15 protein-coding genes are annotated in these 15,821 nt (G+C 40.0%); 10 read left to right on the top strand and 5 right to left on the bottom strand.

Annotation, left to right across the window (positions count from 1 at the left end; all coding sequences use genetic code 11):
* Positions 1-56 precede the first annotated feature (56 nt).
* The 7 genes from IEW93_RS02750 (at position 57) to IEW93_RS02780 (ending at position 5,519) form a co-directional block, all read left to right on the top strand.
* A complete protein-coding gene (locus IEW93_RS02750) occupies positions 57-1,190 on the top strand; it encodes a patatin-like phospholipase family protein (RefSeq protein ID WP_188736678.1) in 1,134 nt (377 codons plus the stop codon).
* Positions 1,191-1,360: 170 nt separating this feature from the next.
* A complete protein-coding gene (locus tag IEW93_RS02755; protein ID WP_188736680.1) occupies positions 1,361-1,777 on the top strand; it encodes a copper resistance protein NlpE in 417 nt (138 codons plus the stop codon).
* A gap of 74 nt (positions 1,778-1,851) precedes the next feature.
* Positions 1,852-2,745: a glucose-1-phosphate thymidylyltransferase RfbA gene (gene rfbA / locus IEW93_RS02760; protein WP_188736682.1), complete on the top strand. Its 894-nt coding sequence runs from the start codon at positions 1,852-1,854 to the stop codon at positions 2,743-2,745.
* Positions 2,726-3,289, top strand: a complete 564-nt coding sequence (gene rfbC / locus IEW93_RS02765) for a dTDP-4-dehydrorhamnose 3,5-epimerase (RefSeq protein ID WP_188736684.1) — start codon at positions 2,726-2,728, stop codon at positions 3,287-3,289. Before rfbA ends, rfbC begins: the two co-directional genes overlap by 20 nt.
* A gap of 4 nt (positions 3,290-3,293) precedes the next feature.
* Positions 3,294-4,325: a dTDP-glucose 4,6-dehydratase gene (gene rfbB, locus IEW93_RS02770; RefSeq protein ID WP_188736686.1), complete on the top strand. Its 1,032-nt coding sequence runs from the start codon at positions 3,294-3,296 to the stop codon at positions 4,323-4,325.
* Entirely contained in the window at positions 4,322-5,203 is an 882-nt protein-coding gene (gene rfbD / locus IEW93_RS02775) for a dTDP-4-dehydrorhamnose reductase (protein WP_188736690.1), read from the top strand. The genes rfbB and rfbD overlap by 4 nt, the downstream gene beginning before the upstream one ends.
* A 154-nt stretch (positions 5,204-5,357) precedes the next feature.
* Positions 5,358-5,519 carry a hypothetical protein gene (locus IEW93_RS02780; RefSeq protein WP_041413129.1) on the top strand — a complete coding sequence of 54 codons (162 nt, stop codon included), beginning with the start codon at positions 5,358-5,360 and terminating at the stop codon, positions 5,517-5,519.
* Positions 5,520-5,666: 147 nt separating this feature from the next.
* Here IEW93_RS02780 and IEW93_RS02785 read toward each other — a convergent pair whose 3' ends face one another.
* Positions 5,667-7,064, bottom strand: a complete 1,398-nt coding sequence (locus IEW93_RS02785) for a magnesium transporter (RefSeq protein ID WP_188736692.1) — start codon at positions 7,062-7,064, stop codon at positions 5,667-5,669.
* Between the two features lie 149 nt (positions 7,065-7,213).
* On the opposite strand from IEW93_RS02785, the gene IEW93_RS02790 reads away from it, so the two are divergent.
* Complete coding sequence (locus IEW93_RS02790; protein WP_188736694.1) at positions 7,214-7,699, top strand: glutathione peroxidase; 486 nt, start codon at positions 7,214-7,216, stop codon at positions 7,697-7,699.
* Positions 7,700-9,403: 1,704 nt separating this feature from the next.
* On the opposite strand, the gene IEW93_RS02795 is transcribed toward IEW93_RS02790, so the two are convergent.
* The 4 genes from IEW93_RS02795 to IEW93_RS02810 all read right to left on the bottom strand — a co-directional run bounded on the left by IEW93_RS02795 (position 9,404) and on the right by IEW93_RS02810 (position 13,975).
* Positions 9,404-10,375, bottom strand: coding sequence for a PstS family phosphate ABC transporter substrate-binding protein (locus IEW93_RS02795; RefSeq protein ID WP_188736696.1), 972 nt, complete (start codon positions 10,373-10,375; stop codon positions 9,404-9,406).
* Positions 10,376-10,689: 314 nt separating this feature from the next.
* A complete protein-coding gene (phoR, locus tag IEW93_RS02800; RefSeq protein WP_188736698.1) occupies positions 10,690-11,985 on the bottom strand; it encodes a phosphate regulon sensor histidine kinase PhoR in 1,296 nt (431 codons plus the stop codon).
* A 168-nt stretch (positions 11,986-12,153) separates the two neighbouring features.
* Positions 12,154-12,843 carry a phosphate regulon transcriptional regulator PhoB gene (phoB, locus tag IEW93_RS02805; protein WP_188736700.1) on the bottom strand — a complete coding sequence of 230 codons (690 nt, stop codon included), beginning with the start codon at positions 12,841-12,843 and terminating at the stop codon, positions 12,154-12,156.
* 187 nt (positions 12,844-13,030) lie between these two features.
* A complete protein-coding gene (locus tag IEW93_RS02810) occupies positions 13,031-13,975 on the bottom strand; it encodes a porin (protein ID WP_188736702.1) in 945 nt (314 codons plus the stop codon).
* Between the two features lie 323 nt (positions 13,976-14,298).
* Here IEW93_RS02810 and rdgC point away from each other — a divergent pair, with 323 nt between their 5' ends.
* A complete protein-coding gene (gene rdgC, locus IEW93_RS02815; protein ID WP_188736704.1) occupies positions 14,299-15,210 on the top strand; it encodes a recombination-associated protein RdgC in 912 nt (303 codons plus the stop codon).
* A gap of 18 nt (positions 15,211-15,228) precedes the next feature.
* Positions 15,229-15,786 carry a glutathione S-transferase family protein gene (locus tag IEW93_RS02820; protein WP_188736706.1) on the top strand — a complete coding sequence of 186 codons (558 nt, stop codon included), beginning with the start codon at positions 15,229-15,231 and terminating at the stop codon, positions 15,784-15,786.
* The last annotated feature ends 35 nt before the right edge of the window (positions 15,787-15,821 follow it).

Consider the following 15,821-nt stretch of genomic DNA (forward strand, 5'->3'; position numbering starts at 1 on the left):
AAACAATTCATACTAGAATGTAAAATAACCTTATATTTACATAAGAAGGAAACAGATTGTCAGTGTCTACAGCATTAGTTTTAGGTGGAGGCGGTGCAAGAGCTGCATATCAAATTGGTGTGCTTAAGGCCCTAGTACAATTTTACCCGCGCAATCATCATGTTCCATTTGATATCATCTGCGGCACCTCCGCCGGCGCTATAAATGCAACCTCACTTGCAACCCATGCATCGTGTTTTCATTTGGGTGTCAAAAAACTTGATTGGGTTTGGCGTCACTTCGAAACAAAGCAAGTTTACCGTACTGATATTTTTCAAGTGCTTAGGCATCTTGGGCGAATGGCCATCAAAGGCCTACAGGACGATAAAGTCAGTACCGACGCAGGCAGTCTACTCGATAATCAACCCCTAAGAGAGCTACTGAATAAACTTATCGACTTCAAACGTATCGATCGTAACATTAGTAATAATGCGCTCAAAGCAATTAGTGTTGATGCGTCTTGTTACAATAACTGTCGCTCATACAGCTTTTATCAAGGCAATGAACACATTGAAGACTGGCAAAGAGCCAGAAGGGTTGGATTACGCAGTTTGCTCAATACCGAGCATTTATTAGCGAGCTCAGCTATCCCTATGGTGTTTCCTTCCATAAAACTCAATCAAGCTTATTATGGCGACGGCTCGGTACATCAATTATCCCCTCTTTCTAGCCCTATTCACCTAGGCGCAAACAAAGTGTTTGTGATAAACCTCGACAGCCCACATAAGCATTTTCCGATAGAGTTCGAATACCATCCTAAAACCGCCACCATAGCAGGCCACTTATTAGATACTATTTTCTCAGACACGCTAAACAGTGATCTAGAGCGTTTACAGCGCGTTAATAACACATTATCAATGATATCACCGCAAGACAGAGTGTCATTAAACCTACGACACATCGACACGTTTGTGATTAAACCCAGCCAAGATCTCAGCCGAATCGCAGCGCGTTTTTACGATGACATGCCATTTGCAATAAAAACATTATTAAAGTTTTTTGGTATCAATCGCCAATCAGACTCAAGTATTGTCTCTTATTTACTATTTGAAAAAAGTTACACCAGCACGCTAATCGATTTAGGTTACCAAGACGCAATGGCCCAAATTGATGAAATAAAACAGTTTTTTGAAATCACAACTAAAGTATAACGTGAGGTTAAAAATAACTGTGCTATAAAGAATAGTGAGTTCGATTTAGCATGATAGTGGCTGATAGTTAGATGATTTAGAACAAATTTATCACACAAGTAAGACAGGCAGATTGCATGACGCAAACATGCCGCCAACGAGTTACATTTTAATATCTAAAAGGATTTTAGATGAAAAAAGCATGGTTATTTCTCTTATTAACGCTCCTAGGCTGTGACCAAAAAGCACCTATAAATGATGATATTGCGACCAGCAGCATGAATACCATCCAATGGCCAGGTGTGTATCATGGCATTTTTCCCTGCCCCAGTTGTGAAGGAATGGACACCACCATCGAACTCTTTCGTCCAAACAACTATATTATTCATACCGTACGACTAGGCAGCGATCCAAATCCATATCGAGGCAGTGGTACATTTAAATGGGATGAAACTGGCAATATCATTATTTTAGACCGAGGGCATATCTACCAGGTGTATCCTGATCACCTGTACTTACTCGATATCACATTTAAACGCATAAAAGGCCCAGATGCAGAACGATATCGTGTAGATAAAATAAAAGGCCTAGGTCAGTCCCGCGACTAATTACACCAAAGCGCCCTGCTTTATTGGCTATAGCTGTGTTAAAATTGCCAGATTAGACACTTGAAGACAGTTAAATGAGAAAAGGTATTTTATTAGCGGGTGGTTCAGGCACACGACTTTATCCCATCACACAAGTTGTCTGTAAGCAATTACTCCCCATATACGATAAACCCATGATTTATTACCCTCTTTGCACCTTAATGCAAACAGGGATCACTGAGATTTTGGTCATATGTACTGAAACAGACTTACCACTGTTTAAATCGCTGTTAAAAAATGGCCATCAATGGGGCATCAAAATTGAATACACTATTCAAGCTAAACCTGAAGGCCTAGCCCAGGCTCTTATTCTTGCAGAGCCATTTTTAAATGGTAGCCCTAGCGCACTGATTTTAGGTGATAACCTATTTTATGGCCATCAGTTGCAGACCACATTGCAAGCCGCCAATAACATGACTGGCGCAACCATATTTGGTTACCATGTTGCAGATCCGCAGGCCTATGGTGTTATAGAGTTTGATCAGCATAAACGAGTCAAATCCATCACCGAAAAACCGACAACACCAAAATCAAATTTTGCCATGCCTGGGTTATACTTTTTTGACAACAAAGCATGCCAATATGCAAAGAAAGTGTCGCCCTCAGCAAGAGGTGAGCTCGAAATTGTCGATGTGATTATTCAATATTTAAACACTGAACAGCTCAATGTTAACATTTTAGGGCGTGGCACCGCATGGCTAGACACGGGGACACCAGATGCGATAGCCGATGCGACACAATACATTGCAGCCATTGAAAAGCGGCAAGGATTAAAAATTTCCTGCCCAGAGGAAGTCGCATTTTCAATGGGATTAATCGATCAACACCAACTCACCATACTGGCAAACCAACTCATTAAGAGTAGTTATGGTCAATATTTACTGTCATTAATTAATAAGAATTTTCCTGATGAAATGCATCAATACTGAGCTTGATGAAGTCTTGTTATTTAGTCCACAAAAGTTCGTTGACGAGCGTGGGTTCTTTATGGAGACATTACGCCAAAATGTATTCAATGATGCGTTTGCACAACGAAAGTTGACTACACCGCAATTAGTTCAAGAAAATCAATCTCGTTCGGTTAAAAATGTGCTCAGAGGGCTTCATTTTCAGAGACAGTACCCACAAGGAAAATTAATTAGAGTATCAAGAGGTTGCATATTCGATGTCGCAGTAGATTTAAGAAAAGGCTCTAGCACCTACGGCAAATGGATAGGACAGCAACTTTCTGATGAAAATGGCTACCAAATGTGGATCCCACCGGGTTTTGCACATGGTTTTTATGTGTTATCAGAAGTCGCCGACATTATTTATAAGTGCTCAGAATATTATCGCGCTGATGACGAACACACCCTGGCATGGAACGACCCAACACTGAATATTCAATGGCCAATCACTGCTGATATTGAGCCCATTGTCTCCAGTAAGGATAACCCAAAAATAAACCCTAACATTGTTACATTTGGCACTTAACGTCATGACAGCACAAAACACACAAACACTCAAAATCCTTATTACAGGGGGCTGTGGCTTTATTGGTTCGGCATTAATCCGCCATATCATTAGCTTAACATCACACCAGGTTATCAATCTCGATAAACTCACATACGCAGCAAACCCACTGAGTTTATCTTCAGTACAAGACAATAAACGCTATCATTTTATTCAAGGTGATATCTGCGATGACAAGTTAGTTAACTCTGTATTTGAGCAATATCAACCCAATGTGGTGATGCATTTGGCGGCTGAAAGTCATGTTGACAGATCGATAGCGGGACCCGCTGATTTTATTCACACTAATATTGTCGGTACCTTCAATTTGCTCGAAGCAAGCCGACATTTTGTTAATCAGTTACCATCACATCAAGCCAAAGGATTTCGATTTCACCATGTTTCTACCGATGAAGTCTTTGGCGATTTACCTCAAACGGGTTTCTTTAATGAGCAGAGCGCTTACTCGCCTAGCTCGCCTTACTCTGCAAGTAAAGCGTCTAGCGATCACCTAGTAAAAGCATGGCATAGAACATACGGACTCCCAACATTAATCAGCTATTGCTCAAATAATTATGGGCCGTTTCAGCATCCTGAAAAACTGATCCCGTTAACCATTACTCGCGCAATAAAAGGACAGCACATTCCTATTTATGGCGATGGTCAACAAATACGCGATTGGTTGCATGTACAAGATCACGTCGAAGCATTATTGACCGTGCTAACACAAGGCCAAATAGGCGAGGCTTACGCAATTGGGGCCAATAATGAACAAACTAACCTGCACCTTGTTCAATCTATTTGCAAACATTTGAGTATCTTAATGCCAGAACACCATCTTGCGCGCAATAATGGGTTTGAATCATTAATTCGTCATGTAAAAGATAGACCTGGACATGATCAACGCTACGCCATCGACGCGAGTAAATTAATGTCCGAGCTTAATTGGACACCCAAATACACTTTTGAAACGGGTTTAAATCAAACTGTTCAGTGGTATTTGGCAAATAGCAAATGAAGATACTGACATTTGGCCAAACGGGCCAGCTAGCAAAAGCATTAAAACGCACTAAGCCAAACAATATTGAGTTGACGCAATTATCACGACAGCAAGTGGACATCACGCAACCTCAGCTTATTGACGAAGCCTTGGAATATTATCGACCAGACATTATTATCAATTGTGCAGCTTTTACCGATGTAGAACGTGCTGAAAACAATGGTCCGCAGGTTTTGCAAACCAATGTTGAAGCGGTTAAATTTATGGTTAACACGGCGAGCAAACTTGGTATTCGATTTATTCAGTTATCAACCGATTATGTATTTGATGGCAATTCGTCATTACCTTATTCGGTCAATCAAAAGCCTACTGCGATTAACGTATATGGCCAATCCAAGTTACTTGCCGAAAAAGTCATTTTGCAGCAACAATCAAATCAATATTGCATTGTTCGTACTTCTTGGCTCTATCACTATAGTGGCAAAAATTTTGTCACCACTATGCTGAAACTCATGTCACAAGCGCAATCCAATTCTCACATAATTAGTGTAGTTAACGACCAAACTGGCAGCCCGACGATGGTTGATGATCTTGCTCATTTTTTATGGAAACTGTGTTTACAAAAACAATGGTCGGCTATTTATCATTGGAGTGATGCAGGTAAGTGCACCTGGTATGAGTTTGCCCTGGAGATACAATCACAAGCCCTAGCATTAGGGTTAATACCGTCAACAGTGTCCTTAATACCTGTGACATCTGAACAATATAACTCTTGTGTTAAACGCCCATCTTTCAGTGTGTTAGATACAAAACAATCACATTCAATTGTTAAACCTAAACCCTGGCAACAGCAATTGGCGCACAGCCTTAATTCATACTCACTCGATAAAGAGTGAGCCCTTAAAGTAAAAAATAAACCGTCATCTAATTGTCATTTTGTCATGCAATAATTTTTACCGTCAAGAATGAAATATTTCGCTTTAGCTTATTATTAACTTTAGGTAAAAAGAGGCTGTACCAACAGCGGTACAGTTATCTGGAATGTTGAAAATGTCACACTCATTTGAATTTGATGAAGATGATGCGCCATGGGGCGATAACATCAAGGGAAAACCAAAATCTAAAAAAGTAAAACAGCGTCGCCGTGATACTAAACGCCGCTACTTTGACGATAATGCAGAAATGGAGTTCGCACCTGCTAAGTGGAAATAAGCTAACAGGATTTTCTCATCAAGTTTAAAAAGCAAGTTGCCTGCAACTTGCTTTTTTGTTTAAAAAAAATGGCCTTGAATAATTCAAGACCATCTTATTATTACCGCATCTGCCAATACAGATATTACTTGTTTTTTACTTGGTTACTTATAGATAAAGTATTGAGGCTAAACCTAAAAAGGTAAAAAAACCTACCACATCGGTGACTGTGGTTAAAATAACCGAACCCGATAACGCCGCATCCTGGTTAAAGCGCTGTAAAATCATTGGCACCATAACCCCTGCAATTGCCGCAACGGCCATGTTGATCAAGATTGCACAGGCAATCACAACCCCCATTACGGTATCATCAAACCACCAGCCAGCAATTATCCCGATAACAATGGCCCATAACGTGCCATTTAACGCACCAATACCGAGTTCGTTTTTCATTAACGACATCACGTTACCTGCAGTGATTTGGCCCATCGCCATACCGCGGATCATAAGCGTTAATGATTGGCTCCCTGCAATACCGCCCATTGAAGCAACAATTGGCATTAATACTGCTAATGCCACTACCTGAGATAGCACGTTTTCAAACATACCAATGGTGGCAGAGGCCAAAAATGCAGTCAGCAAATTAATCCCTAGCCACACGGCACGACGTTTAGCACCAACAACAATCGGAGCAAACAAGTCGTCGTCTTCATCCATACCTGCGGTTGCCATTAACTGCGCTTCATAATGTTCGCGCACTAAAGCAGTGGCTGTACGCAGTGTCATGCGGCCAATCAAAATACCGTCTTCATCAACAACGGGGAGCTCTAATTCACGGCTATGCTCTATGGCTTCAGCAGCCTCAATCAGCGACGAATCAGCAGAGATAACACGACTGTCATCCCACTTTAATGCTTGCAGCGGGGTATCGGTATCCACCGTTTTAAATACATCGTAACGACGTACTGTACCTAAATATTTATCATTGTTGTCCACTAAAAATAAGTGATCATTACAGTCTAAATCGATACGTCTAAAAAATCGCTGGCCTTGTGCCACCGTAGAGCTTGGATTTAATGCCAACATTTGGTGATCGGCATAACGACCAATTTCATTTTCAGTATATTGATCGTATAACTCAAAGTGTTTACGTTGACGCTCACCCATTTGTGCCAATGCACGGTCGGTAATATTGTCAGGTAATGAATCACTCCACTCAATGAGATCTTCAGGGCTTAATTGCGAAAACAGTAAATCAAGCTCCTCATCAGGCATTTTCTTTAAAATGCCTAAACGAGGATCTGCACGCATTAAGTTAAGAACATCAACACGTTCTTCTACATCAACTTGCTGCCAACGTTCATAACGTTCATCAAGCGGTAACGATTCGAGTAATAGTGCGATGGTACCAGGCTCAGCATCAATCAAAATCTCACTGAATACTTCAGCCTGTTCCTCACCTTCGGCTTCAGTTAATTGGAGGACGACTTGGCTAACATCAGCTTGGGGAGATGAGCTGGATTCGATTTCATCATCAGAGTTAAGTTCGTTCTTTAAATCATTCATAAGCACGCCCTAATTCTCTAGTTAAATATGCGCAAACTATATTGAAATTGTCATTAATAAGCAAATAGATATATTTTATTGTGCGCAATTAAATTGCCAACAACTAAAATCTACATTATAGTCATAGTTTTCTATGCAGGAGTGACATAATGAGCAGTGCAATATATTCAATCACAGTAAAAGATATTAAAGGCCATGATATCGTCATGAACGCGTACAAAGATAAAGTCTTATTAATTGTAAACACTGCCAGCAAATGTGGATTTACTCCACAATACCAAGCACTTGAGGCATTAAATCAAGAGTATAAAGATAAAGGTTTAGTCATTTTAGGCTTCCCATGCAATCAATTTGGTAAGCAAGAACAGGGAAATGAACAAGAAATTAGTCAATTTTGCGAATTGAATTTTGGCGTTACCTTCCCTTTGTTCAGCAAAGTTGAAGTTAATGGTACTCACACACACCCTTTATACCAATTACTCAAAAAATCCGCCAAAGGCTTGCTTGGTAGCGAGTCAATTAAATGGAATTTCACCAAATTTTTAGTCGACAAAAATGGCAATGTAGTTAATCGATATGCTCCAACCACAAAACCTGAAGAACTAAAAAGTATAATTGAAAAATTATTAGCCTGAAGCCCCTGAGCCGTGCACATCACTCTAGCATAGCTCTAAGATATTGAATAATATCAAAAATTAAAAGTAACTTAAAAAAGTGATAAATTTATACTTAATTTTTGAACTTTTTATCTATTTGATACTCAAAATAAGTAACAGTGAAATTGACTTTTATTGTTCATCATCTCCCTGAGACTTCTAGCGCAGTCTCCTTGATCGTAAAATCGATCGATAGGCAATCATTTGGTTGCCTTTTTTTATGGCTTGGATTTAAACCACTCAACATTGATCGCGCCATGAGTTAGCTCTTGCTCCACCTACCACCTACAACCTACAACCTACCACCTACCACCTACCACCTACCACCTACCACCTACCACCTACAAAATACGTATAACTAATTAATTTAAAAGAATAAAAATTATTATTGATTAATAATCAATTTTATTATGAACTTTTTAGCACTCTTCTAGTCTTAATATATGTAGCAAGTTGAAACACAAATAAGCAACGTTTACCTCCAGCGGATCTTGTTTGTAGCAAAGCCTTAATACTTTGATCCAACCTGCACAGATTTATGTTCATTGTTCATCATCATCCCTATTTGGAGAGCATTAACACGCTAGCGCACTGTTAACCGCCCTTCGTAAAGAACGACTTAGGCAACCATATTGGTTGCCCTTTTTTTTGACCTTTTTATCCTTCACAAACAAGATTTAAGCAAAATATAATTACAAACAATAACCTGACCCCAACAATTCATAATTGCCCATCAACATTGATCAAATAGATAAATAATTTTTCCCGGGTTGTGAACTTTTAAAATATTGTCTGGTCAGAATATATGTAACGAATGAGATGCCGTTGATGTGAGTCATAAAGCCATGATTTAACCTTCTCCCCCGGAGTTAAATCAACACGCTCAATTGACTCGCTCTAACTTCTGATAGGATTAGTTACTGCTACAGGTTTTAATGTTTATTGTTCATCATCCCCCATTGGGCAGTATTAGCACGCTAGCGCACTGTTAATGACAACCCGCAGAGATTTATTTTGGCAGCCGATAGGCTGCCATTTTTTTGCAAGTACAAGTCTTAAATCCCCCACAAAATAGTAAATTCACGCCATCAGGATCCACAAAATGCCATTGCGAGCAAATTATCATTTTTTTTAATAAAATTTTTGAACTAATTTGAAATCACTGTGTCTGATTATATGAACCAAATTTGCATTACTTATTTTGTAGCTAGTAGCGTTTTTTTGTTCATCATCATTCTCCTATTTGGTAGTAGATTAATTCTATCGACAGTATTGCCTTTAGCAATAGCAGCAACCTTCTTCTTGGGTTGCTTTTTTTTGTCTTTTTTCAGCGTGAATGGTGCTAACAATTTTTTGCGTTAATCATGTCTCATTTCTACATAAGAGACATCTGCACACTCAATGATTCTGCGTCCAACATAACGTGATAAAAATGCCGTAGGCGCATTATGGGCTCTCTTAACACCTGGACGATATGGATATTGGACATATCAAAATGATGCAAGACTCATCTTATACCTGTGTTTCAACACATTTAAGTCCAGCCTTAACGTTGACTCGATTTTCCATCACCAAGGGGCAGTGATATCACTAAGTGATGTGCAATGGTATAGCTTGAGGGATATTTGACATTAAAAACAAAAAAGGCCTCAAATGAGGCCTTTAGATTAATGGAGTAAGCGATTAAAGCTTAACACCCACTTTTTCTAAATCTTTAATAACAACTGCTGAAGGAACTGGTACATAACCGTCTTTTTCAACAACTTGCTGACCTTGCTTAGACAATACAAAGCGTAAAAACTCACGGTCCATTGGCGATAAATCTTTATTTGGGTGCTTGTTCACGTAAACATATAGGTAACGTGATAATGGGTAAGTACCGTTAGCAGCATTTTCTGCAGTTGCTTCGATGAACTTATCACCTTTTTTAGACAGAGGAACCGCTTTAACGCCAGCAGTTTTATATCCAATACCTGAGTAACCAATCGCATTTAGTGACTGTGATACCGATTGAACTACAGACGCAGAACCTGGCTGTTCGTTCACGTTTGCACGGAAGTCACCTTTACATAATGCTTCTTCTTTAAAGTAGCCATAAGTACCAGATACTGAGTTACGACCGTAAAGCTGAACGTCTTTAGCGCTCCAGTTTCCATCTAAACCAACATCGCCCCAACGATTGATTTCTGTTCCGCCACACTTGTGTGTAGAAGAGAAAATGCTGTCGATTTGCTCGATGCTTAAACCTGTGATTGGGTTATCTTTGTGCACAAATACTGCTAAAGCATCAATCGCAACACGGATAGCAGTTGGTTGATAACCGTAATGTTTTTCAAAGGCTTCGATTTCATTAGGCTTCATCTTACGGCTCATTGGGCCAAATTGTGAAGTGCCTTCAGTCAGTGCTGGTGGCGCAGTAGAAGAACCAGCAGCTTGAATTTGGATGTTTACGTTAGGATAAATATGTTTGAACTCTTCAGCCCACAACGTCATCATGTTTGCTAAAGTATCAGAACCTACAGAAGACAAGTTACCAGAAACACCACTTGTTTTTTCATATACAGGTAAAGTTGGGTCAATAGCAGCCATTGATGCTGCTGAGAATACACCAGCGGCTGTTAGGGTAATTGCGCCGACAAGTTTGTTCAGTTTCATTGTATTGCTCCAGAATTAAGCGTACTTAGTTTTTTTAAACGTAGTCAGTATCGACCTCATTGATCACAAGTCTATGACTTTGATATGACAGTTGTATTACAGTTGTTAAAAATACCCCAATACGGCATCCCAAATGGCCTATTTATGTTTATCAATAGCTTAGCTCATGCTTATATAAGGCATTCCGTCACTTATTGTTAATAAAACTGTAGAATTACAGCGAACCATAGCGGATATAGCAAGATGAGCACGTTATTATAGACATAAAAAAACAGCAAAAATGCTGTTCTTTAGATGGCTAACCATAACACTCGTTATTGACGTTCTAATAAATGCGTTGGAATTATAAAACTGAAGGTACTGCCTTTACCGTATTCACTGGTCACGTTAAGCTCGCTGTGATGATGGCTTAATGCATGCTTTGCAATGGCTAATCCAAGCCCTGTACCACCGGTTTTACTTGACCGTGCATTATCAACACGATAAAAACGCTCAGTTAATCGATTGATGTGTTGAGGTGCAATCCCCACACCAGTATCTTTTACCGAAAATAGCGCGCCCGTAGCCACACTTCGCCAAGTCACCGAAATGATACCACCGGGTGCTGTGTAACGGATGGCGTTAGAAATGAGGTTTGAACAAGCGCTTCGTAGCTGTAATTCATTACCATGGGTATTTAATCCAGGTTCACAGCTAAACTCTAAGGTATATTCAGTTCCGGCAAGGGCTTGAGCTTCTTCTCTTAGAATATCCATCATGGCTTGCATATTAACTGTTTTTGATAAATCAACGTCAGCGGCATCTTCAATACGCGATAATGCTAATAACTGCTCAACCATCGACTGCATACGTGAGGTTTGCTGTTGCATTAAAGAAAGAGGTTTTTGATTTGGTGAGCCTTCGTCTTCCATTCCTTGCATTATCTCTAGATACCCCTGCAACACTGTTAGTGGGGTTTTTAATTCATGAGACACGTTAGCAACGAAATCTTTTCGCATACCTTCTAATTGATGGATCCGAGTAATATCACGGGCAATCAATAACAGTTGCCGATCGCCATAACTCATAATACGAATTTCTAATAATCGCTTGTCAGAAACAGGAGATGGGAGCTCTAAAGGCTCTTTATAACTGCCTTTTTTAAGATAATCTGAAAAATCAGGATGACGGATAAGGTTATCAATCCTTTGCCCACTGTCTTGAGGCCAAACAAAACCTAAAATTAATTGGGCTAATTTATTACACCACAAAATATTATGCTCAGCATCAAGCACCACGGCTGCATCAGGTAACGCTTCTGCACCTTGCCGAAATCGAGCTAATAACGTGGCTAACTGACCAACACGGCGGCGATTTTTTCCTTGTAAGCGATAGATACCATTAAACACACCTTCCCAACTTCCCTGGCCTTGTGGAGGTGTTAATTTTTTATCTTCCCAAAGCCAAAAGTTAAGTCGAGCAATTTGCCGATAATGCCATACAAGCATAAAAATGGTGCCCAGTAGCATTACAATTGCGATATGACCAATTAAAGCACCCACAAAGAAAAATAATGTCAGAAACAACGCCAAACGGAAAAATAACCGCAATCCAGAATAAGAGTTAAGCATAAGCAACCTAATGGCTAAAGTAACGCAGCCAACACTCAATAGTGTCGTTACTGATTATTAGGACTAACGAGGGATAACAAGATAGCCTAAATTGGCTATTGTGGCTAGGGAGCAACATGTAAAGAAACTCTGTTAACATCAACAGAGTTTCTCTTGTTATCCGTTAGATTACATTCTGGTCGAAAAGCGATAACCAGCACCACGAACGGTTTGAATAAGCTTGTCATGCCCGCCCTGCTCAACCGCTTTACGTAACCGGCGAATGTGCACGTCAACGGTACGATCTTCAACATACACATTGGTTCCCCAAACGTTATCGAGTAACTGCTCTCGACTGTATACCCGCTCAGGGTGAGTCATGAAAAAGTGCAACAATCTAAATTCAGTTGGCCCCATATCTAGTACAGCATCACCTACAGTCACACGATGACTCACAGGGTCGAGTTGCAAACCTTGCACATCAATGGTTTCTTCTAAACGCGTAGGCGCGCTTCGGCGTAACACCGCTTTTATTCTGGCAACCAACTCTTTAGGAGAAAACGGTTTAGTAATATAGTCATCAGCCCCAACTTCAAGGCCTTTCACTTTATCTTCCTCTTCTCCGCGAGCAGTTAACATGATAATGGGAATTTGACGAGTAAACTCATCTTGCTTTAAACGTTTTGCCAATTGGATACCGCTACCACCAGGGAACATCCAATCTAACAAAATTAAATCTGGATACGGCTCTTGAAGCAACTCAATGGCTGAATCAAAATCTTCAGCAGCAGCTGTCGTAAAACCATGTTGATCCATCACAAATGTCAGCATCTCACGAATTGCTGATTCATCTTCTACTATTAAAATCCTAGCTGTCATTTTGGGTTTCTACATTAATTTGCCACATGAGTATTATTGGACACTTTTGTTACACTTTCATGACCCTAAAGCCAATATTGCCACTAAAAAACGTTTTTTGTCATAAAAAATTAATTGCTGTTATCACGTTGTAACAAAAAAAGGGCCGAAGCCCTTTTTTTTAAAATGACAGGATATACCTTAGTGGTTAGAACTTATGTTCAATACCTACACCAACATAGTTGTCATCTTGGTCGTTTGAGTCAAACGAGTTCGCGGTGTAAAAAGCAAATAACTTAGTAGGTTTACCTAAGCTGTAGTCTGCGCCAACAGACCATGAGTCGCCTTTATTTTCCATATCAGCAAATTGCGCTTTAAGCGTAACATCGTTGATGTCATATGCAGCGCTTAGTAAGAAACCATTGTCACTTACACCGCTGTCTAGTGCTTCTTGTTGCTGGTACATACCACCAAGCACAACACCTGCAACTTTACCTTGTACCGTAGCACGCGCAGTGTCATAACCCTTCACTTTAGAGTCATAGGCAATCGCCGCGTATATTGACGAATTTTTTAAACCAGCATCGCCGTACATCACAGCCATGCTCACACCATCTTCACCGCTTGTGTTATCACCCACAACTTGATCAGAGTCGCCAGATGCAACATAAGTTACACCAGCTTGAACATCGCCAAACATTGGCGTGTAATATGTCACTGTCTGCGCCATGCGGTTTTCACCTTTAAATAAGGTTTTAACATCACCAGACAAGTCGTTGAACTGGTCAACTTTACCTTGAGATACTTTTAAAATAGTGTCGTTACGACCAACAGAAACAGCACCAAAGTTGCCTTTTAATCCCACAAACTGATTGCGAGCTAAAAAGTTTTCTTTGTCTTCATCACCCGTGTCAACTTCGTATTCGATAGTGTAGAAGGCTTCTAATGAATTGCTTAATTCAAAGTTTCCGGTCACACCAAAACGTGATGCATTACTTTGAACTGTCGTTTCGGTTTCATCAGAAACATCGTTTGACTGTGCTGTAACATTTAATTTGCCATACACTTTTAGAGGTTCTGCAGCATATGCACTTGAAACTACAGAAGCGGCCATTGCAGAGGCTAATAGAGTTTTACAAAAAACGTTCATCATTTCATCCTTTTGACGATTATGTCGTCATGGTTATTCAGGGTAAGTTGTATCGGAACGAGCGGAATTCTGCCTTGTAAATGTTTCAGAAATATTTCACTAGTTAATTAAATACTGATATTCAACTCACAAAAAGAACCCTCAACCCACGAAATGCTGCAACAGTGGTTTGAGTAGCGATATATTAAATATGACAGTTTGATGAATTCTCATTCTTAGCAAGTGGCTCATCATGCAAATGCTGCTTTTTTGTAGGTTTACCGCTTTGCATCTATCCCGTAAACTGCTGTAACTGAATTTATCCTGTAAATTAATGAGAGCATTCTATGTGGTTTAAAAATCTCACCCTATACCGTTTCAACAAACCGTTTACAACTGATACCGAAACACTAGAAACAGCATTATCGGACTTCACCTTTTCGCCTTGCTCTAGCCAAGACATCAGTAAGTTTGGTTTCTCATATGCGTTAGGAAAAAAAGGCAATGCGCTGGTACACAGTGCAGAAAATCGTCATTTAATCTGTGTAACCAAAGAAGAAAAAATCCTCCCGGGCCAAGTAATAAAAGAAGCACTCGATGAAAAAGTGGCTGAAATCGAAGCGCAAGAAAACCGTAAAGTCACTAAAAAAGAAAAAGACAATATTAAAGACGAAATCACCACCACATTGTTGCCGCGTGCATTTTCTCGTCGCAGCCAAACTCATGCTCTTATCATGCCTGAACTAGAGATGATTTTAGTCGACAGTTCAAGTGCCACTAAAGCTGAAGAGTTATTAGCTTTACTTCGTAAAGCGCTTGGCAGTTTACCCGTCATTCCATTGAGTTTTGCTACCCCAATTGAAGCCACACTGACCCAATGGTTACAAGCAGGAGAAGCGCCAGCCCCTTTTGAAATGCAAGATGAAGCTGAATTAAAGTCAGATTCAGATGAAGGCGGCATAGTTCGCTTTAAACAACAAGTTCTTCAAGAAGATGAGGTACTGGCGCATATCGCTACTGGTAAGCAGGTACATAAGTTGGCACTGCACTTTGGCCAATCGATTGCCTTTTTGATGCAATCAGATGCCAGTGTCAAACGCATTAAATTTTCAGAAGAATTTAGAGCAGGTAATGATGAAGTGGGAACTGAAGACCCTATTGCCCGCCTAGATGCCGATTTGGCCCTCATGGGTAGCGAGTTAGTTGCCTTTATTAATGCACTTAACCAAGCATTGGGTCCATTAGAGCAAAGCGTATAAACTTAACAAGGACATAATATGAAACTATACGGAAGTTATACCTCACCTTTTGTTCGCCATTGTCGTATTGCGTTATTAGAATCGACACTAGATTATGAATTTATCGAAACCGATCAAGCTGCAAGTGCCACAATGTCGCCCACAAAACGGGTACCGTTTTTACAAGATGGCGAGCTAACACTTACCGATTCTAGTGCCATATTACGTTATATTCGTCAAAAATCCGCCAAACCTTTTATCGACAGCGCGGTTGAGTTTGATCAATATTGCATGATCAATACCGCGCTAGATAGCACCATTAATTTATTTTTCTTGGCTCGCGATGGTGTCGACATTGAACGCTTTGATTACACTCTTAGGCAGGCACAACGTGTTGAATCCATTTTAGTCGAGTTAGAGCAACTCAACTTGCCATTACATGGACCCTTTAATGATGTTCAACTGCGTTTAGCATGTTACTTAAGTTGGGCTGTATTTCGCCAACGCATCAATATAGACCGTTATCCAAAATTGAAATTGTTTTTAGCGGCACTAGAACACGAACCATTTTTTGTTGAAACGGCCCCACCCGCTTAATCAAAATAACAAAAAGCCCTGATATTTCAGGGCTT

Source organism: Shewanella inventionis, from assembly GCF_014641855.1.
Taxonomy (GTDB): domain Bacteria; phylum Pseudomonadota; class Gammaproteobacteria; order Enterobacterales; family Shewanellaceae; genus Shewanella; species Shewanella inventionis.